Annotated in this window: 15 protein-coding genes; 6 read left to right on the top strand and 9 right to left on the bottom strand. The window is 60.4% G+C overall.

Annotated features, from left to right (window positions below; translation table 11 throughout):
• Positions 1–5: 5 nt before the first annotated feature.
• Both IEX27_RS04565 and IEX27_RS04560 read left to right on the top strand, forming a co-directional pair.
• On the top strand, positions 6–1,316 hold the full coding sequence (locus IEX27_RS04565) for an ActS/PrrB/RegB family redox-sensitive histidine kinase (RefSeq protein ID WP_188719754.1): 1,311 nt from the start codon (positions 6–8) through the stop codon (positions 1,314–1,316).
• A gap of 57 nt (positions 1,317–1,373) precedes the next feature.
• Positions 1,374–1,943, top strand: a complete 570-nt coding sequence (locus tag IEX27_RS04560) for an ActR/PrrA/RegA family redox response regulator transcription factor (RefSeq protein WP_188719753.1) — start codon at positions 1,374–1,376, stop codon at positions 1,941–1,943.
• Between the two features lie 53 nt (positions 1,944–1,996).
• Here the strand turns inward: IEX27_RS04560 and IEX27_RS04555 are convergent, their stop codons facing one another.
• On the bottom strand, positions 1,997–2,494 hold the full coding sequence (locus IEX27_RS04555) for an MmcB family DNA repair protein (RefSeq protein ID WP_188719752.1): 498 nt from the start codon (positions 2,492–2,494) through the stop codon (positions 1,997–1,999).
• A gap of 248 nt (positions 2,495–2,742) precedes the next feature.
• Between IEX27_RS04555 and IEX27_RS04550 the strand changes: the two genes are divergently transcribed.
• Complete coding sequence (locus tag IEX27_RS04550) at positions 2,743–3,363, top strand: L,D-transpeptidase (protein ID WP_188719751.1); 621 nt, start codon at positions 2,743–2,745, stop codon at positions 3,361–3,363.
• Positions 3,364–3,446: 83 nt separating this feature from the next.
• On the opposite strand, the gene IEX27_RS04545 is transcribed toward IEX27_RS04550, so the two are convergent.
• The 6 genes from IEX27_RS04545 to mutS form a co-directional block, all read right to left on the bottom strand.
• On the bottom strand, positions 3,447–4,016 hold the full coding sequence (locus IEX27_RS04545; protein ID WP_188719750.1) for a NifU family protein: 570 nt from the start codon (positions 4,014–4,016) through the stop codon (positions 3,447–3,449).
• Positions 4,017–4,109: 93 nt separating this feature from the next.
• Positions 4,110–4,601, bottom strand: coding sequence for a universal stress protein (locus IEX27_RS04540; protein ID WP_188719749.1), 492 nt, complete (start codon positions 4,599–4,601; stop codon positions 4,110–4,112).
• Between the two features lie 90 nt (positions 4,602–4,691).
• Positions 4,692–5,759: a tryptophan--tRNA ligase gene (trpS, locus tag IEX27_RS04535; RefSeq protein ID WP_188719748.1), complete on the bottom strand. Its 1,068-nt coding sequence runs from the start codon at positions 5,757–5,759 to the stop codon at positions 4,692–4,694.
• A 91-nt stretch (positions 5,760–5,850) separates the two neighbouring features.
• Positions 5,851–7,413 (bottom strand): murein biosynthesis integral membrane protein MurJ, encoded by a 1,563-nt coding sequence (gene murJ / locus IEX27_RS04530; protein ID WP_188719747.1) that lies wholly within the window; start codon positions 7,411–7,413, stop codon positions 5,851–5,853.
• Positions 7,414–7,526: 113 nt separating this feature from the next.
• Positions 7,527–10,346 (bottom strand): [protein-PII] uridylyltransferase, encoded by a 2,820-nt coding sequence (locus IEX27_RS04525; RefSeq protein ID WP_188719746.1) that lies wholly within the window; start codon positions 10,344–10,346, stop codon positions 7,527–7,529.
• A gap of 69 nt (positions 10,347–10,415) precedes the next feature.
• Complete coding sequence (gene mutS, locus IEX27_RS04520) at positions 10,416–13,070, bottom strand: DNA mismatch repair protein MutS (RefSeq protein WP_188720047.1); 2,655 nt, start codon at positions 13,068–13,070, stop codon at positions 10,416–10,418.
• 194 nt (positions 13,071–13,264) lie between these two features.
• Between mutS and IEX27_RS04515 the strand changes: the two genes are divergently transcribed.
• On the top strand, positions 13,265–15,547 hold the full coding sequence (locus tag IEX27_RS04515) for an NADP-dependent malic enzyme (RefSeq protein WP_188719745.1): 2,283 nt from the start codon (positions 13,265–13,267) through the stop codon (positions 15,545–15,547).
• A gap of 57 nt (positions 15,548–15,604) precedes the next feature.
• Here the strand turns inward: IEX27_RS04515 and IEX27_RS04510 are convergent, their stop codons facing one another.
• Positions 15,605–15,937: a four-helix bundle copper-binding protein gene (locus tag IEX27_RS04510; RefSeq protein WP_188719744.1), complete on the bottom strand. Its 333-nt coding sequence runs from the start codon at positions 15,935–15,937 to the stop codon at positions 15,605–15,607.
• A gap of 202 nt (positions 15,938–16,139) precedes the next feature.
• On the opposite strand from IEX27_RS04510, the gene IEX27_RS04505 reads away from it, so the two are divergent.
• The gene (locus IEX27_RS04505) at positions 16,140–16,628 is read left to right on the top strand and encodes a cell wall hydrolase (RefSeq protein WP_210315498.1); all 489 of its coding nucleotides are present in this window, start codon (positions 16,140–16,142) and stop codon (positions 16,626–16,628) included.
• Between the two features lie 6 nt (positions 16,629–16,634).
• Here IEX27_RS04505 and IEX27_RS04500 read toward each other — a convergent pair whose 3' ends face one another.
• Positions 16,635–17,966 carry a putative bifunctional diguanylate cyclase/phosphodiesterase gene (locus IEX27_RS04500; protein WP_188720045.1) on the bottom strand — a complete coding sequence of 444 codons (1,332 nt, stop codon included), beginning with the start codon at positions 17,964–17,966 and terminating at the stop codon, positions 16,635–16,637.
• 191 nt (positions 17,967–18,157) lie between these two features.
• On the opposite strand from IEX27_RS04500, the gene gshB reads away from it, so the two are divergent.
• Positions 18,158–19,108 (top strand): glutathione synthase, encoded by a 951-nt coding sequence (gshB, locus tag IEX27_RS04495; protein ID WP_188719743.1) that lies wholly within the window; start codon positions 18,158–18,160, stop codon positions 19,106–19,108.
• Positions 19,109–19,151: the final 43 nt, after the last annotated feature.

Below are 19,151 nucleotides of genomic sequence, written 5' to 3'. Positions count from 1 at the left end.
CGGTTATGATGGAAGAACTTGGAACGCCGCACATCCGCTCCAACCGCAGCCTGCGGCTGAACACGCTGATCCGTCTGCGTTGGCTCGCCATCGTGGGTCAAAGCGCTGCCGTGCTCGTCGTCTTCTTTGGCCTCGGCTTTCCGCTTCCGGTGGGCCCCTGCTTTGCGCTGATCGCCGCCTCGGCCTGGCTCAACCTTTACCTCACCTTCCGCTATCCGTCGGTCCATCTGCTCCAGCCGAGAACCGCGCTTGTCCTGCTGATGCTCGACGCCTCGCAGCTAGCAGGCCTGCTCTACCTCACAGGAGGTATCACCAATCCTTTCGCGGTTCTGATGATCGTTCCGGTGGTCATTTCCGCGACCACGCTGCCGCTTCGCCTGACCGTGATCCTCGGGGCCTTCGTCATCGTGGTTGCAGCGCTTGTTTCCGCCTTCCACCTGCCCCTGCCCTGGCGTCCGGGTGTCGAGCTCATCGTCCCGACGGTCCATGTCTTTGGTATGCTCATCGCGATTGTCTCAACGACGGTCTTCACCGCCGTCTACGCGTACCGGGTGGCGGAAGAAGCGCACATGCTGGCTGATGCCCTCTCCGCAACGGAACTGGTGCTCCAGCGCGAGCAGCACATTTCCGCGCTCGACGGTCTGGCGGCAGCGGCTGCACACGAGCTTGGAACGCCGCTCGCAACCATCACACTCGTCGCCCGCGAGATGGAAAAGACGCTCGGCGAAGATCCCCGGTTCCGCGAAGATGTAACTCTGCTCCGCTCACAGAGCGAACGCTGCCGTGAAATCTTGAAGCGCCTGACCAGCCTCTCCTCCGAAGGCGAACTGCACATCGGAAGGCTGCCGCTCACCTCGCTCATCGAAGAAATTGCCGCGCCGCACCGAAATTTTGGTATAACCATCGACATGCAGCCGGAGACGACGGATGGTCCGGAGCCAGTCGGCCGACGGAACCCGGGCGTGCTCTACGGGCTTGGAAATCTGGTGGAGAACGCAGTCGATTTCGCGCGCGACACGGTCGAAATCCGCTGGAGCTGGGATCAAACGGCGGTGCGCCTGACGATCCTCGACGATGGTCCGGGTTTCCCCATGGAAGTGATCGACCGCATTGGCGAGCCCTATGTTTCCCGCCGGAAGGCTGGTGCGTCGTCAGGCGGCGGCCTGGGTCTGGGGCTCTTCATCGCCAAAACCTTGCTGGAACGCTCCGGCGCAACGTTGGATTTTGCCAATGCCGGAGTAGCGGGCAAGGGCGCCAAGGTGACGATCCGTTGGCCAAGAGAAAGGTTTTTGACCACAGACGGCGCGCAAGTATAAGGAACCACTGGAAAATCCGCTCCCAGCCTCCTAAATTCAGCTTACGAAAGCGAGTTAATGATGACGAACACGGCTGTTGATCCGAACAATTCCCTTCCCGATGGTGATCGTAGTCTTCTCCTCGTAGAAGATGATCGGCCGTTTCTTGCCCGTCTTGCTCGGGCCATGGAAGGGCGGGGTTTCCAGGTTGATACAGCCGAGACCGTTGAGGAAGCGATCAGCAAGATCCGCACCGCGCCGCCGGCCTTCGCAGTGATCGACATGCGCCTCAGCGACGGCAATGGCCTCGACGTCGTCGCCGCCCTGCGCGAGAAGCGCGAAGATGCCCGCGCCATCATCCTCACTGGCTACGGTAACATCGCGACGGCCGTGACCGCCGTGAAGCTCGGTGCCATCGACTACCTGTCCAAGCCCGCCGATGCCGACGACATCTACAACGCGCTGATGCGCAACCGTGATGACAAGGCCGAGCCGCCGGAAAACCCGATGTCGGCCGACCGCGTCCGTTGGGAGCATATCCAGCGCGTCTACGAGATGTGCGACCGCAACGTTTCTGAGACCGCACGCCGGCTCAACATGCACCGCCGCACACTGCAGCGCATCCTCGCCAAGCGAGCCCCGCGCTAATCTCTCACGATTGTTGGATTTCAAGGGCAGGTCACAACCTGCCCTTTTGCTGACTAGGCTTCGTCATCCTCAAGCGGAACGTCGATACCGGCGAGCTCTGCAGCTGTGAGCCGCATTGCGCCAACCCGCGCAAGGCGCAGCATCATGGCCTTGCGCGTTGCCGGTGCAAGCCGGTGCTCCGGAGCATCACGCATGATCTCCGCCCCATAACCGTCCGACAGGATGAAGCCGCAGTCCTCCGGAAAGATCGATGACGGCACTTCTGGATGCGATGCGAAAAACAGGCGATCCGAGTGCATCCGGTAATCCGGCCACTTCCGGTCGACCCTGAAATCCTCCACCGACGACTTGATCTCGATGATCCAGATGTCCCCCTTCGGCATCAGCGCCACGAGGTCCGCGCGGCGTCCGCTCGCAAGCGAAAGCTCCGGCAGTGCGACAGCGCCCATCTGCAACAACAGTCGCTGAACGCCGCGCCTGATGACGAGAGCCCTTTCAGACTGCCGTCCGTCGGCCAATGGATTGCGTACCAGGGGTGAGATGATTGCCATGCTTTCGAAAGTACCTGTGGGGTCGAGTCGCTCGCGAGGGTAAGCCTGATTATAAGCCTGCCCCGTCTGCACAGGCGAGAAAAAAGCCTCTGATGCGCTTCTTCGGCCCGCCTCAGCCGAAATAATTAGGCGGCTGACAGAATTTTTACTTGATTATAGTAACGGATTAACACTCATTTTAACAATTCAGTCAAAAATGGGGCAGACGAGCCGACATCGGTCAGCGCTCGATTATTGGGGCATCCATAATGAATTTCAGATCATTGTATCTAGCCGTGCTGCTCGGCCTGACGGCCGTGATCACTGGCTGTAGCACGGACGGTCCGTCGCGCTTCTTTACGGCGCAATACGGCGCTGTCACCGACGCAGGCTACACCCTGCCCAGCATCCCGGTCGAGAAGGTTCCGAGCCAGTTCCGCCGTCAGATCGTCTCCTACAAGACAGCCGAGAAGCCTGGCACAATCATCGTCGATACCAAGCAGAAATTCCTTTTCCTCGTGCAGGAAAACGGAAAGGCCATGCGCTACGGCATCGGCGTCGGCCGCGATGGCTTCGAATGGTCCGGTACCGCGCGCGTTGCCTTGAAGCGCGAGTGGCCGACCTGGACCCCGCCCTCCGAAATGATCAAGCGTCAGCCGGAACTCGCCAAGTGGCGGGGCGGCATGCCCCCCGGTCTGAACAATCCGCTTGGCGCCCGTGCGCTCTATCTCTTCAACAAGGGTGGCGACACCGGCTATCGCCTGCACGGCACGCCTGAGTGGAATTCCATCGGCAAGGCCATGTCTTCAGGCTGCATCCGCCTGATGAACCAGGACATCATCGACCTCTACAACCGCGTTCAGGTTGGCGCCAAGGTCATCGTTCAGTAAGTCTGGTCACAAGTTCCCTGTCCCAGAAACGAAAAACCGGGCCTTGCGCCCGGTTTTTCTTTGTCTCGAAGTGACTGAATGGATCAGATGCTCTGCTCGACGTGCTGCACTTCGGGAATGAAGTGATGGAGCAGGTTCTGGATGCCGTGCTTCAGCGTCGCGGTCGATGACGGGCAACCGGCGCAGGCGCCCTTCATGTTGAGATAGACGGTGCCCTTCTCGTAGCCACGGAATGTGATGTCGCCGCCATCCTGCGCAACCGCAGGACGCACGCGCGTCTCAAGGAGCTCCTTGATGGTCGCGACGATTTCCTCATCGGCCTTGTCATAGAACTCGCCATCGAAATCGCGGTCCAGGCCCTGGTCAGGCGTCGCCATGACCGGCTGCGACGACATGAAATGCTCCATGATCGTGCCGAGGATCGCCGGCTTCAGATGCTGCCAGTCGCCATCATTCTTGGTGACGGTGATGAAGTCAAAGCCGAAGAAAACGCCGATGACGCCGGGAATATCGAACAGCCGGCCGGCCAGCGGCGAGGCTTGGCGGGCGCTGTCCGCATCCCGGAAATCAGCCGTGCCTTGTTCAAGCACCACCTTACCCGGCAGGAACTTCAAGGTAGCAGGGTTAGGAGTAGCTTCAGTCTGGATGAACATCAAAGTGCTCCGCAAGTTTTGAATAATTCTAAAATAGACACGAAGAGGCGTGGCATCAAGCCCTCCGCCTCAATTCGCTATCATCTCCGCCGATCAGGCGAGGCTCTCAATTTCCTCATCGCTGAGGCCGTTCGGAACGACAGTCACCGGGATCGGGAAGGTCGCCGACTTGCCAGTGATCGAGGAAACGAGCGGTCCGGGTCCTTCCTTGGAATTGCCTGCCGCCAACACCAGAATGGCGATGTCCTGATCCTCTTCGATCACGGACAGGATCTCATCGACCTTCTTGCCTTCGCGCAACACGAGTTCTGGTTCGATCCCGATGCTGCCGCGGATGCGGGTTGCCTGCGCATCGAGTGCTGCCTGCCCCGCCGCCAGTTGCTCCTCGCGCATGATCTGCTCAACGCCGAGCCAATGCTGGAAGTCGCCGGGCTCGATCGTGTAGAGAAGCACGAGTGACCCGTTGGTCGAGTAGGCCCGTCGCGCCGCATAGCTGATGGCGCGCTCACATTCTGGCGTATTGTCCACGATCGCCAGAAACTTGCGTTTGTGGCCTGCTTCGCGACTGAGACGCTTGGACACCATGCCGTTTCTTCCTTGTGGGCGCGGTCTGGCCGCCGGCGCTAATCTGCCACCCGGGCAGGCCAGCGCGCAAGCGGCTTTGAAACGCTACCGCTAATTATTGAGAAGACCCACGATCTCGTGAACCATCTTCATGGTCTCTTCGGCCTTCGCCCCTGCCCTCTCGCCACCGTCGCGCAGCACGCTGTCCACGTAGGCCGGATCAGCGGAAATGCGGCGCATCTCACCATTGATCGGGCCAAGCTTTGTAACAGCAAGATCCGCCAGCACAGGCTTGAAGTCAGAGAACTGGCGGCCGCCGAACTCCTTCAGAATGTCCGCGCTCGTCTGGCCGGAAAGGGCTGCATAGATGCCGACGAGGTTCTGGGCCTCGGGCCGATCCTTCAGCTCGTCGGCATTGTCCGGCAGTGGCAGCGGATCGGTCTTGGCCTTCCGGATCTTCTTCGCGATCGTGTCGGCATCGTCCGACAGGTTGATGCGCGAGAGGTCCGACGGATCAGACTTCGACATCTTCTTGGTGCCGTCGCGCAAGCTCATCACGCGGGTCGCCGGTCCATCGATCAGCGGCTCGGCCATCGGGAAGAAGCCGCTCACCTTTTCGTCGCCCACCTGCATATCCACGCCGATGCCGAGCTCCGCAATCTTCGCCGAGAAGTCGTTGTTGAACTTCTGCGCGATGTCGCGGGTCAGCTCCAGATGCTGCTTCTGATCATCGCCGACCGGCACATGGGTTGCGCGATAGAGCAGGATGTCGGCTGCCATCAGGCTCGGATACGCGAGCAGTCCGAGGGATGCGTTCTCGCGATCCTTGCCGGCCTTGTCCTTGAACTGCGTCATGCGGTTCATCCAGCCGATGCGCGCCACGCAGTTGAAGATCCACGCGAGCTCCGCGTGCTGGGGAACGCGGCTCTGGTTGAAGATGATGCTCTTCTTCGGATCGAGCCCCGAAGCCAGGTAGGCGGCCGCGATGCCGCGGGTCTGGGTCGCCAGGTCCTCATGCACCAGCGTTGCCGTCAGCGAATGAAGATCGACCACGCAATAGATGCACTCATGGACGTCTTGAAGCGCAACGAACTTCTGCAGGGCTCCGAGATAGTTTCCCAGATGCAGGTTGCCCGTAGGCTGCACTCCCGAAAATACGAGCTGCTTGAACTCACTCATGCGCTGCTCCTGATGGATCCTTCCGCGGATCTTCCTTGAATTGTGCGCCTCTGCGCTGTCGGTGGGCTTATGTACGAGCCGGGGCTCGCGATCAAGCCCTGCGACGGCGCAGTGTCCGCTTGATTTCTTGTCGGTCGACGCCGTCTGTCAGCACAACTGCCACCATGTAGACCAAGGCTGATAGCCCGATGGTGACCAGGATGCCGACCGTCTTCATGATAAGACCGGTGTTGCTCATGGGGGCAATGAGCATCTCTCCCAGCCACCAGGCGAACACGCCCATAACCACGCTCGACACCACTATCATCAGGCAGCGACGCATCGTTGTCGGTGACGGCCGGAAATGATTCCGCTTCCAGAGCGTTGCCGCCAGCAGTACAACGTTGACCCACGCGGATATCGAGGTCGCCAGAGCAATTGCTATGTGGCCGAGGAACGGGAACATGATGATGCTAAGTGCTATGTTCACGGCCACCGAAATCATCGAGAACCACATCGGCGTGCGCATGTCCTCGCGTGCGAAGAAGCCCGGCTGGAACACCTTCAGCAGAACGTAGGCCGGCAGGCCATAGGAGAACGCCGCAAGCGCGGCCGCCGTCGGCCCCGTATCGAGCGCCGTAAACTCACCACGCTCGTACAGCAGGCTCACGATTGGTCCGGGCAGTACGATCATGCCGACCGTGGCCGGCAAGGTCATCAGCAGCGAAAATTCCAGCGAACGATTTTGCAGGTGTTGTGCATCATCGAAATTGCCGGCCTTCAGCGACCGTGAAAGCTCCGGCAGCAGCACCACGCCCACGGCAACGCCTATGACGCCGAGCGGCAGCTGATTGATGCGGTCAGCGAAATTGAGGAACGAGATCGCGCTCTCCTGCAACGAGGCGATGCTCTGCCCGACGAGGAGATTGATCTGCGTGACACCACCGGTGATCAGGGCCGGGACCATGAGCACCAGCATCCGCTTTACTTTGGAGGTTAGCCGAGGAAAACGCCACCGCAGCTTGAACCCCATCCTGCGCACGGCTACCGCCAGAACGCCGAACTGGAACACACCTGAGAAGCAGACGGCCCATGCCTGCCAGACACCGATCGCGCGGTTGTTCATTCCGGTTACCATACCGAAAGCAAGGGCTGCGATCAGGAAGACGCTAAGAAGAGTGGTGACAAAAGCCGGCAGGAAAAACTGCCGCATCGAATTCATGATGCCCGCCATCATCGCCATAAGCGACATGCAGGCGAGATAGGGGAACATGATCCGGGTCATCAGAACGGTCAGTTCGAACTTCTCGGGCGAACTGATAAAGCCCGGCGCCACGATGGTGCGGACCAGGAACGGCATGAAGATCATCGCCAGCGCTGAGAACCCGATCAAGGTCACCAGCAGCACAGAGAGAACGGCTTCCGCAAATTCGCGTGCAGCCTCCTGGCCGCCTCCTTCCATTTCCTTGGCGAAGAGCGGAACGAAGGCGGTGTTGAAGGCCCCTTCGGCAAAGACACGCCTGAACAGGTTGGGGAAACGGAAAGCCGCGTAGAAGGCGTCCGTTACTGGGCCGGCGCCCATTGCGCTGGCTATCATCGCTTCGCGGACGAAACCAAGCCCGCGGCTCACCATGGTGGCGCCGCCAACACTGGCAAACTTACCAATCAGGCTCATGCGTTGAAGGCTCCGCAATGGATGCTGCTTCTTTTCATTCTCTTCCCTGTGCGGCGTGGCTTACTGAACAATCGATAATCACGGCGGGTACGGACGGAACTAAGGCAGTGGCACTAGACTGTTTCCGACTTCTGCGCCGGCGCTTTGGCTTTCGCCCTGGAGCCTGGCGCCTTGCGTCCGTGCTGCAGCACCTGGAGAAGTTCCTTGGCAATGCTTTCCAGCCTGTCCTGGCTTTCAAGCTTATGGCCGGTCAGGTCCGTCACGTAGAACGTATCGATGACCTTCTCGCCGAACGTGGTGATGTGCGCGGACGCGATGTCGAGCGACAGGTCTGAAATCGCCCCGGTGACTTCCGACAGAAGACCCGGACGGTCGAGGCACTCGATCTCGATGACCGAGAAGCGGTGCGAAAGCGCATTGCGGATCTCAGCCCGCGGTTCGATCTTGAACGCCTTCGTTCCGCGACGCGGCTTCGTCCGCTTCTCGATGACGTTTGACAGGTATTCGCGCCCAGCCAGCACATCCTCGATCAGCTTGCTGACGCGCTGTGCACGACGGCGCTCATCCTCGTCCATTTCGAACTCGCGACTGATCAGGATCGTGTCGAAGGCTCGGCCGTCCGACGTGGTGAAGATCTGCGCGTCGACGATGTTCGCACCGGCCACCGCGCATGCGCCCGCGATGACCGAGAGGAGGCGCGGATGATCGGGCGCCAGCACCGAGATCTCCGTTACACCCTCGAACTGTTGCGGGCGAACCATGGTAGCGAGCTTCTTGCCCTCACGATCCGCAGTGCGGATGAACTCCGCATGGCGGACCTGATCTTCCAGCTCGGTGACAATCAGGTACGCGCTATAGTGCAGCTTCAGGTACTGGTCGATCTCCTCGCTCGTCCAGTCCTTCGCCTTGAGGGCTGCGGCGAGCTCGGCACGCGCAGCGTCCGCGCGGGCGTTGCGCGAGGCTTCAGGGAAGCCACCGGTAAGCAGCAGTTCGGTTTCCTGATAGAGCGTGCGCAGCAGCTGGCCCTTCCAGCCGTTCCACACGCCCGGACCCACGGCGCGGATATCGCAGACGGTGAGAACCAGCAGCAGCCGCAGCCGATCGACAGACTGAACGACGTCAGCGAAATCCTGGATCGTCTTGCGGTCATGCAGATCGCGTGTCTGGGCAATCATCGACATGGTCAGGTGGTGTTCGATCAGCCACGCGATCATGTCCGTTTCGGCCTGGTTGAAGCCCATGTGCGGGCAAAGACGCCGAGCAATCCGAGCGCCCGCAATGGAGTGATCCTCGGGCCGCCCCTTGGCGATGTCATGAAACAGCGCCGTGACATAGAGCACGTTCCGCCAGGGCTTCAGCATCGGCAGGATGCTATGCGTCAGCGGATGTTCCTTGGCACACTCACCGCGCTCGATCTCCGACAGCACGCCGACGGTACGCAGCAGATGCTCGTCGACCGTGTAGTGGTGGTACATCGAGAACTGCATCATCGCGACGATCTTGTTGAACTCAGGGATGAGCTTGCCCAGAAGACCTGCCTCGTTCATGCGCCGCATGTTGAGCTCGGGATCGCGCGGCGAGGTCAGGATGTCCATGAAGAGTTCATTGGCTTCCTTGTTCCGGCGCAGATCCTTGTTGATCAGGTGAAGCGAGCGCGTGAGCAGCTTCAGAGCGTCCGGATGGTATTCGAGCCCATGTCGGCTGGCGAACCAGAACAGCCGCAGCATGTTGACCGGATCGCGCGTGAACACCTCGTCGTTCACCACGTTGATGCGGTCATTGTCGATGAAGAAGTCGCTGGTGCCCGGCAGCTTCCGCCGGCGTCGGTAGAAGGTCGGGAACAGCCTGTTGAAGCCCGGAACGTGCTTTGCCTGCTGTTCTTCGAGCGCCGCGCAGAAGATGCGCGTCAGATCACCCACGGCCTTCGCACTGAGGAAGTAGTGCTTCATGAAGCGCTCGACCGATGAAAGGCCGGGACGCGACGTATAGCCGAGACGGTCAGCAATCTCGGGCTGCAGGTCGAAGTGCAGCTTTTCCTCGGGCTTTCCGGTGATGAAGTGCATGTGGCAGCGCACCGCCCAGAGGAAATCCTCAGCCTTGTTGAACTGCTGGTATTCCTCGCTCGTGAAAACGCCCTTCTCGACCAGATCCTTGGTGTTGCGGACGCGGTAGTAATATTTACCGATCCAGAACAGCGTGTGGAGGTCGCGCAGGCCACCCTTGCCTTCCTTGATGTTCGGCTCGACAACATAGCGGGTGTCACCCTGCTTCTGGTGTCTGGCGTCGCGTTCGGCAAGCTTGGCCTGGATGAACTCCGAGCCCGTGCTCTTGACGATCTCCCTGTCGAAGCGGTCGACGAGGTCATCGAACAGCTGGCGGTCGCCGCTGATGTAGCGCGCTTCCAGGATGGCGGTGCGGATGGTCATGTCGCCGGCGGCCTGGCGCATGCATTCATCGATGTTGCGGACCGAATGACCGACCTTCAGGCCGAGATCCCAGAACATGTAGAGCATGTACTCCACGACCTGCTCGCCCCATGGCGTCTGCTTGTAGGGAAGCAGGAACAGGAGGTCGATGTCGGAACCGGGCGCCAGCGTCCCGCGTCCATAGCCGCCCACCGCGATGATTGACATATGCTCGGCGGCCGACGGATTGTTGACCGGAAACGCATAGGTGTGGGCGAATTCGTGCAGCGCGCGGATCAACTCGTCCATCAGGTGCGAGAGGCGGATGGCACACGCAGTGCCCCCACCATCCTGCAGCAGCATCTGCTCTGCGCTATTGCGTCCTGCCGCCAGCCGCTCCTTGAGCAGCTTGAGGACCTGATTGCGAACCTCTGTCGGAGGTGTCCCGCCGGTCGCGATCGCCTTCAGCTCTTTCCGCAAACTTGCCTGATCGATGATTTGCTCAAGTTTAAGCGGAGACTTGGCCATGAATGCCACCTTGGCTGCGGGAGGGAATGCCGCGTCTATATCCCTTTTATTTGTGTCAGGAAATGGCCCTTATTTCGCCGAAAGCGCCTTCAGATGGTAGAGCGCCTCCAGAGCTTCACGCGGCGTCATCTCGTCAGGATTGATGCGGCTCAGTTCCTCCGCCAGCTTGTCCGTCGGCTTCTGCTTCGGGGTCTCCGCCTTCTGCGCGGCGACAGCAAAAAGCGGCAGGTCGTCCACGATGCGCGTCGGCTTGACGCTCGTCTCGCCCTGCTCCAGCCGGTGCAGCACATCGCGCGCACGCTCCACAACCGCATCCGGTAGTCCGGCAAGCCGCGCCACCTGAATGCCATAGGAGCGATCGGCAGCACCGCGCGCAACCTCGTGCAGGAAGATCACGTCGCCCTCAAACTCCTTCACCCGCATCGTCACATTGACGAGACGATTGAGCTTTTCGGTAAGCGCCGTCATTTCATGGAAGTGAGTAGCGAAGAGCGAACGGCAGCGGTTCTTCTCGTGCAGGTACTCAACGGCGGCCCATGCGATGGAGAGACCGTCGAACGTTGCCGTGCCACGCCCGATCTCATCGAGGATCACCAGCGAGCGCTCTGTCGCCTGATTGAGGATGGCGGCAGTCTCCACCATCTCCACCATGAAGGTCGAGCGTCCGCGTGCAAGGTCATCCGATGCACCAACGCGGGAGAACAACCGGTCTACGACGCCGATCCTCGCAGCTCTCGCGGGTACGAATGAGCCCATCTGCGCCAGCACCGAGATCAACGCGTTCTGGCGAAGGAACGTCGACTTACCGCCCATGTTGGGACCGGTTAGCAACCAGATCGCGCCGTTCTTCTCACCACCGGATGGCGACAGGTCGCAGTCATTGGCAACAAATGGCTGGGCGAGTTGCTTTCGGATCGCCTGCTCCACGACCGGATGGCGACCACCCTCGATGCAGAAGTCGAGGCTGGTGTCGACATGCGGACGGCAATAGCCTTCCTGCTCGGCAAGGCAGGCAAGCGCGGAAGAAACGTCCAGCACCGCCAGCGCATTGGCAGCACTGCGCAGCTGTTCGGCCGCGGCAACCACTTCCTGCGACAGGCGATCGAAGGCGGCAAGCTCCACTGCCAGCGCACGATCGGCCGCGTTCGCGATTTTTGTCTCGAGGTCGGCCAGCTCGGTTGTGGTGAAGCGCATGGCATTCGCCATGGTCTGGCGATGGATGAACCGCGCCTTTGCTTCGGGCGTATCGGTCATCACGCCTGCATTGTTGGCGGTAACCTCGATGTAATAGCCCAAAATATTATTGTGGCGGATCTTCAGCGAACGGATGCCGGTCTCTTCGCAAAGATCGCGCTCCATCCCGGCGATGACGCGGCGCGACTGATCGCGCAGCGCCCGCATTTCATCGAGCTCCGCGTTGTAACCTTCGCGCACAAATCCACCGTCGCGCTTCAGGAGCGGCAGCTCGTCGGAGAGCGCAGTGTCCAGATGCTGCGCAAGTTCGGTGGGCAGCGCCTTCAGAGCCTCCACGCAGCCCGAGATTTCCGCCGGCATGTCGCTGGCGGATGACAGCAGCTCCACCGTATCCAGCGCTGACGAAAGTCCCTTGGCAAGACTGCCAAGATCACGCGGCCCGCCACGATTGAGCGCAATGCGCGAGAGCGCACGGCTGATGTCCGGCGTACCCTTCAGCACGACCCGCAGCGCATCGCGCAGGTTCGGCTCGGCAAGGAAGAAGGAAACGGAATCGAGACGTTCGGCAATCGCATCCGGATCGGTGAGCGGCGACATCAGGCGCTCTGCAAGCAGCCGCCCGCCAGCGCCTGTCACTGTGCGGTCTATTGCGCGCAGAAGACTGCCCTCACGCTGACCGGACAGTGTGCGCACCAGTTCGAGGCTCGCCCGCGTCGAAGGATCGATGAAAAGGCTCTGCCCGTCCTCGTCCCGCATCGGGCGTCCGAGCGGCGGGCGCTCCGCCTTCTGCGTCTTCTCGACATAAGCAACCGCGCCGGAGATGGCCGAAAGCTCCGCCCGTGAGAACAGGCCGAAGCCGTCGAGGGTCGAGACCTCATAGAAGCGGGCGAGCCGCTCCACCGCGCTGGACGAGTCGAAGAAGGCCGCCGGCTGCGGCACCACGATGCGGCCAAGCAGATCGAACGTCGGGCGCAGGTCCGGATCATGGAAGGCGGGTTCGGCGACGATCAGCTCGCGCGGATCAATGCGGGAGATGTCGGCCAATAGCCGGTCCGGCGCCGATGACGCCACGCGGAAGACGCCTGTCGAAATATCGATCCAGGCAAGTGCAATCTGGGTGTCATCGCTCCCCTTCACGCGGCCAACGGTCATCAGGTAGTTCGCTTCGGACGGATCGAGAAGCTTGTCCTCGGTAATCGTTCCGGGCGTCACGAGACGCGTCACGTCGCGGCGCACGACGGACTTCGATCCGCGCTTCTTCGCCTCCGCCGGGTCCTCCATCTGCTCGCAGACGGCGACGCGGTAACCGAGCCCGATCAGCTTCTGCAGGTAGTCATCCGCCGCATGGATCGGCACGCCGCACATGGGGATGTCTTCGCCCTGATGCTTGCCGCGTTTGGTCAGAGTAATTCCGAGCGCGCGGCTGGCGACTTCTGCATCGTCAAAGAAGAGCTCGTAGAAGTCACCCATCCGATAAAACAGAAGCGAATCAGAATTGACCGCCTTGATTTCCAGATATTGCTGCATCATCGGCGTCGCACCTTCGATCGTGCGTGCCGGATTGGCGATTTCGCCTGCTGCAGCCTGTTGTGCTTCTATGACCAAGTGAAACCCTTCAAAAAAATGAGCCTGCGAAGTTTCAAACCATTTACCTAACCTAAATGTAGCCTTATGCACGCCTTAACGCCAAAAACTCCACAAGAAGCGGAGAGGAATCGCTGGGAATGTCTGAAAAGGTGGGCAACGGTAAGGGAAGACCTTCGGTTAGCGTACAGGAAGCACTCGACTTCCACGCGCTGGGCCGTCCTGGAAAAATCGAGATCACGGCGACCAAGCCGATGGCGACGCAGCGCGACCTGTCGCTCGCTTACTCCCCCGGCGTTGCAGAACCAGTCAAGGCGATTGCCGAAGACGCCAGCCGCGCATTCGACTACACGGCTCGCGGCAACCTTGTCGCCGTAATTTCGAACGGTACCGCGATCCTCGGCCTCGGTAACCTTGGCGCCCTCGCCTCCAAGCCGGTGATGGAAGGCAAGGCAGTCCTCTTCAAGCGCTTTGCCGACGTGGACTCGATCGACCTTGAAGTCGACACAGAAGATGCCGATGCCTTCATTAACTGCGTGAAGCTGCTCGGACCTTCGTTTGGCGGCATCAATCTGGAAGACATCAAGGCGCCGGAATGCTTCATCATCGAAAGCAGGCTCCGCGAGCTGATGGACATCCCGGTCTTCCATGACGACCAGCATGGCACGGCGATCATCGCCCTCGCGGGTATCATCAACGCGCTGGACCTGACCGGCCGCGACATGAAGACCGCCCGCCTCGTCTGCAACGGCGCGGGCGCTGCGGGTATCGCCTGTATCGAGCTTGCCAAGGCATACGGCTTCTCACCTGAGAACGTCATCCTCTGCGACACCAAGGGCGTGGTCTACAAGGGCCGCACCGAAGGCATGAACCAGTGGAAGTCCGCGCATGCAGTCGAGACCGAGTGCCGGACGCTCGCCGACGCCATGGTCGACGCGGATGTGTTCTTCGGCGTTTCCGCCAAGGGTGCGCTGACGCCTGAGATGGTCGCCTCCATGGCGCCAAACCCGATCATCTTCGCGATGGCCAACCCGGATCCGGAAATCACCCCGGAAGAAGTTGCCACCGTGCGCAACGACGCGATCATGGCAACCGGCCGTTCGGATTACCCGAACCAGGTGAACAACGTCCTCGGTTTCCCCTACATCTTCCGCGGCGCACTGGATGTTCAGGCCACCACCATCAACGACGCGATGAAGATCGCCGCCGCTGAAGCGCTGGCCTCGCTCGCCCGTCAGGATGTGCCGGATGACGTGGTTGCCGCCTACCAGGGTGCGCGTCCGCGCTACGGCCGCGAATACATCATCCCCGTTCCGTTCGATCCGCGCCTGATCTCGGCTGTTCCGGTTGCCGTCGCCAAGGCTGCAATGGACACCGGCGTTGCCCGCAAGCCGATCGTCAACTTCGAGCGCTATGCGCAGGAGCTGTCCGCTCGTCGCGACCCGATCGCCGCAACATTCCAGCGCATCTATGAAAAAGTGCGCCGCAGCCCCAAGCGCGTCGTCTTCGCCGAAGGTGAAGAAGAGCAGGTCATGCGCGCAGCCGTCTCCTACGCGAACCAGGAGCTCGGCACCGCCATCCTGCTGGGTCGTGAGGAGCAGATTCAGGAAACCGCCCGCAATTCCGGCGTTGACCTGAACCGCCCCGGCATCGAGATCGTCAACGCCCGTACCTCGCGCCGCACGGCAGTCTACGCGGACTACCTCTACGAGCGTCTCCAGCGGAAGGGCTATCTGTTCCGCGATTGCCAGCGCATGATCAACAACGACCGCAACCACTTTGCGGCCTCCATGGTCGCGCTTGGCGATGCCGATGCGATGGTGACGGGTGTGACCCGCAACTATTCGACGGCTCTGGAAGACGTCACGCGCGTCATCGATGCGCGTCCGGGCCACCGCGTGATCGGCGCGTCGATCATCCTTGCACGCGGCAAGACCGTGATCGTGGCAGACACTGCGGTCCACGACATGCCCAACTCCGAGCAGATCGCTGACATTGCCGAGGAAGCGGCAAAGTTTGCGCGTCGCATGGGCTACGAACCCCGCGTTGCGATGCTCGCCTACTCGAGCTTCGGCAACCCTCCCGGCGAACGCTCTGAGCGCGTCATCGAGGCCGTCGAGATCCTCGACAAGCGCCGCGTCGATTTCGAATACGATGGTGAGATGGCTGCCGACATAGCCCTCAACCCGAAGCTGATGGAGCAGTATCCGTTCTGCAGGCTGACGGGTCCGGCAAATGTTCTCGTCATGCCGGCCTACCACTCGGCCTCCATTGCAACGAAAATGTTGCAGGAGCTGGGCGGTGCGACTTTGATCGGCCCGATGCTGGTCGGCCTCAACAAGCCGGTTCAGATCGTTCCGATGAACGCCAAGGACTCCGACATCGTCAACATGGCTGCCTTCGCCGCCTATACGGCCGGCTGATCAGTCAGCAGACTCCTCGACCTTCCGAAGCCCCTGGCCAAAAGCCGGGGGCTTCTTTTATGCAGCCATCTTGCGGCAGTGTTCCGCGCATTGGCGGCAGATGCGGACGCATTCATCCATGTCGCCAATGCGCTCGCAATCGTTGGCGCATTCCTCGCAGATCTCTGCGCACTCACGGCACGTATGCCTGTGATGCTCGGTACCAATCAGCATGAAATGCGCTGAGGTCCTGCACATTTCCGCGCAGGCCATCATCAGCGTGAAATGTTTTTTCTCCGTGTGCGCGCCACCCATCTCCAGGCAATGGTTCATCGCTGTGGCAGTGCAGGTGGCATAGCAGGTGAGGCAAGTCTTTATGCACTCACGCATTTCCGAGCTCAGATGTTGCATGATCTCACTCCCGTTGAATGCTGATGCAATCCCGAGCGCGACATTATGTTCCTGCCTCAGAGGAATATGCCACTTTATCGCCGTTTTACCTCCAAGTTGAGGCCCAATTACTTAGGAAGAAGACACCCAACAAAATTATCAACATCAGTGAGGGTTGGGTGTGAACCGATCAATCGCGAGCGGAAGGCTCTGCTTATCAATCTTGGGCGCTCTTCTTCTTTTCCTTCCGGCCGTTGCCCAGGCCAAGACCACTCCTTCGGTCGCCAAGTATTCAAGCTACAAGAAAGAAATGGAATGCCTCGCCCGCGCCATCTACTTTGAAGCGCGCGGAGAGCCTGAAAAGGGTCAGGAGGCGGTGGCGCTGGTCGTCCTGAACCGCGTCAAGAACGAACACTACCCCGACACCGTCTGCGACGTGGTCTACCAGAACGATCACATGCGCAATAAGTGCCAGTTCTCGTTTGCCTGTGATGGCAAGCCGGACACGATCAAGGAAAAGGACGCCTACGAAAAGGCGGAAAGCATCGCCCGTGAGGTCCTTGCTTGCGGCAACGGCGAATGTGAAGAGCCGAACCTCCTGATGCGGTCCACCCATTACCACGCCGACTATGTAACGCCGCGCTGGGCAAAGAAGCTGAAACGTACGGGCCAGGTTGGCCGGCACATCTTCTACTACACGGCATCCATGTAGGCTCTGCTATGCGCTGAGCGCTTTGTCTTGCGCGTGCACCAGCAGCAACGCGGCGGATGCGTCGATTGGCGCGCCGAAGAGATAGCCCTGCCCCTCGCTACAGCCGAGCGACATCAGAAGCTGAGCCTGCTCTTCCTGCTCGATGCCCTCGGCGATAACCCCGAGGCGCAACCCTTCGCAGAGCGCAACGATGGCGCGGACGATGTGTTCCGACGGCTGGTCTTCCAGCATGGATGACACGAAGGATCGGTCGATCTTCAGCTTGTCAAAGCGGAAGTCGCGCAAGCGCCCGAGGCTCGATTGTCCCGTGCCGAAATCATCGAGCGCGATCCGCATGCCGTGATCGCGCAGCTCCTCGATGATCTTGGCAGCCGACCTCGGGTCCGTCATCAGGCCGGTCTCCGTCAACTCGATCTCCAGGCGGCGCGGATCAAAGCCGGTGCTCGCCAATATTCCCTTGATCTGGCTGACTGTCTGCTGATCGACCAGTTGCGATGGTGACAGGTTGAACGACAGGTAGACATCGTCCGGCCAGTCACGCGCGGCAAGGATGGCCTTGCGCAGAACTTTCTGCGCCAGCTGACTGATGAAGCCTCGCTCCTCTGCAATGGGAATGAACGTGGCGGGCATCACAACGCCGATTTCAGGATCGGTCCACCGCGCCAACGCTTCGAACCCGATGATGCGGCGTGAATCAAGGTCCACAATCGGCTGGAAGTACGGCTCCACTTCATCGGCGGCAATGGCGCGGCGCAGGGCCTGCTCAATTCGCGTGGCCGTCTTGGCGGCCTTCTCCATCTCGACCGAATAGAGCACGAAGTGCCCCTGCCCCCGCCGCTTGGCATTGTAGAGCGCCATCTCGGCCTTGTTCATTACCGATTCGGCCGTATTCGCATAGGGTTCGAAGAGCGAACAGCCTGCCGAAGCGGTGAGTCTCGCCGTGCGATAGCGGACATCGTAGGGTTCTGAAAGCGTTTCGAGCAGGCAGCGGATGCGCTCCCCGATATCTCCTTCACCCGCGACGGACGGAATGATGACGCCGAACTCGTCAGCGCCGATGCGGGAGACGGTGCATTCTGAACCCAGGGCGTCACGAAGGCGGGAGCCGGCCTGCTGGAGAATCCTGTCTCCGGCGCTCCTGCCGAAGAGGTCGCTGATGGGCTTGAACCCATCGATGTCGAAGATGATCACTGCGAAGGATTCGTCACCGCATCCAAGTGTTCCGATGAGGCTGTTGATTCTTTCGGCGAAATATCGCTCGTTGTTCAGGCCGGTCAAACGATCGATGTGAGGAGAGAATTCCTCAGCTAGGCCAGTGACAGTATGACTGTCCGACAATGGAGCAGCCAACTGTCTCAAAGAATCCTCCACACGCGCATCTCCCGCCCAGATTGCACAGACTCGCTACAAACGGTCCCCCTCTTCCATTTACCGCAGGCTTTCTTCTGAAAAAAGCCCCGCTATGTAGCTTGACAGAATTCCCGTTCGGTCCTCACTGAGAACGATACGATATTTCGGAGTTTTTGCCTATGTCGCTCGCTGTTGCCATCCAGATGGATCATATCTCGTCGGTCAATATTGCCGGTGATACGACTTTCGCGCTTGCGCTCGAAGCGCAGCGGCGCGGGCACGAGCTCTGGCACTACACACCCGCCGAGCTGTCGCAGAGAGGCAATCAGGCATTCGCCCGCATGCAGAAGTTGGAAGTGCGCGACGTCAAGGGTGACCATTACTCGCTGGAAGCGCCGGTCCGCCGCAACCTGGCCGAGATGGACGTCGTCCTGCTGCGCCAGGATCCGCCCTTCGACATGAACTACATCACCACCACGCACATCCTGGATCTGGTGCATCCAAAGACACTCGTGGTCAACGACCCCTCCTGGGTGCGCAACAGCCCGGAAAAGCTCTTCGTCACGCAGTTTCCGGACCTGATGCCGGAGACGCTGATCACCCGCGATCCGGCGGAGGTGGACGCGTTCCGCAAGGAATTCGGCGACATCATCGTCAAGCCGCTCTACGGCAATGGCGGCGCGGGCATCTTCCATTTGCAGGAAGGCGACCGCAATCTCGCGTCCCTGCTGGAGCTCTTCACCCAGATGTTCCGCGAGCCCTTCATCGTCCAGCGCTACCTGAAAGAGGTTCGCGGCGGTGACAAGCGCATCCTGCTGATCGATGGCGAGCCGGTGGGCGCGATCAACCGTGTTCCGGCGGAACACGACTCCCGCTCCAACATGCATGTCGGTGGCCGTGCCGAGGCAACTGATATTACCGAGCGCGAGCGCGAGATCTGCGCGCGCATCGGGTCGGCTTTACGTGAACGCGGCCAGATCCTGGTGGGCATCGACGTCATCGGCGGTTATCTCACCGAGATCAACGTGACGTCGCCCACCGGCGTGCGCGAGGTGAAGCGCTTCGGTGGAGCCGATATCGCTGCGCTCTTCTGGGATGCGGTCGAGGCGCGACGGGCCAACGCGGCATAACAACCGCCCTCAACCCATAGTTATAAGATTCAATTGATCACAA

The organism is Nitratireductor aestuarii, assembly GCF_014641695.1.
Taxonomy (GTDB): domain Bacteria; phylum Pseudomonadota; class Alphaproteobacteria; order Rhizobiales; family Rhizobiaceae; genus Chelativorans; species Chelativorans aestuarii.
Note: the sequence above shows the minus strand (reverse complement) of the source record. Positions and strands in the feature narration are given on the sequence as shown.

Bases quoted from the DNA above. Each gene is read 5' to 3' on its own strand.
- IEX27_RS04515 (WP_188719745.1), top strand. From the start codon at position 13,265: ATGTCTGAAAAGGTGGGCAACGGTAAGGGAAGACCTTCGGTTAGCGTA.
- IEX27_RS04545 (WP_188719750.1), bottom strand. From the start codon at position 4,016: ATGTTCATCCAGACTGAAGCTACTCCTAACCCTGCTACCTTGAAGTTC.
- gshB (WP_188719743.1), top strand. From the start codon at position 18,158: ATGTCGCTCGCTGTTGCCATCCAGATGGATCATATCTCGTCGGTCAAT.
- IEX27_RS04550 (WP_188719751.1), top strand. From the start codon at position 2,743: ATGAATTTCAGATCATTGTATCTAGCCGTGCTGCTCGGCCTGACGGCC.
- trpS (WP_188719748.1), bottom strand. From the start codon at position 5,759: ATGAGTGAGTTCAAGCAGCTCGTATTTTCGGGAGTGCAGCCTACGGGC.
- IEX27_RS04540 (WP_188719749.1), bottom strand. From the start codon at position 4,601: ATGGTGTCCAAGCGTCTCAGTCGCGAAGCAGGCCACAAACGCAAGTTT.
- IEX27_RS04560 (WP_188719753.1), top strand. From the start codon at position 1,374: ATGATGACGAACACGGCTGTTGATCCGAACAATTCCCTTCCCGATGGT.
- IEX27_RS04525 (WP_188719746.1), bottom strand. From the start codon at position 10,346: ATGGCCAAGTCTCCGCTTAAACTTGAGCAAATCATCGATCAGGCAAGT.
- murJ (WP_188719747.1), bottom strand. From the start codon at position 7,413: ATGAGCCTGATTGGTAAGTTTGCCAGTGTTGGCGGCGCCACCATGGTG.
- IEX27_RS04565 (WP_188719754.1), top strand. From the start codon at position 6: ATGATGGAAGAACTTGGAACGCCGCACATCCGCTCCAACCGCAGCCTG.
- IEX27_RS04510 (WP_188719744.1), bottom strand. From the start codon at position 15,937: ATGCAACATCTGAGCTCGGAAATGCGTGAGTGCATAAAGACTTGCCTC.
- mutS (WP_188720047.1), bottom strand. From the start codon at position 13,070: ATGATGCAGCAATATCTGGAAATCAAGGCGGTCAATTCTGATTCGCTT.
- IEX27_RS04555 (WP_188719752.1), bottom strand. From the start codon at position 2,494: ATGGCAATCATCTCACCCCTGGTACGCAATCCATTGGCCGACGGACGG.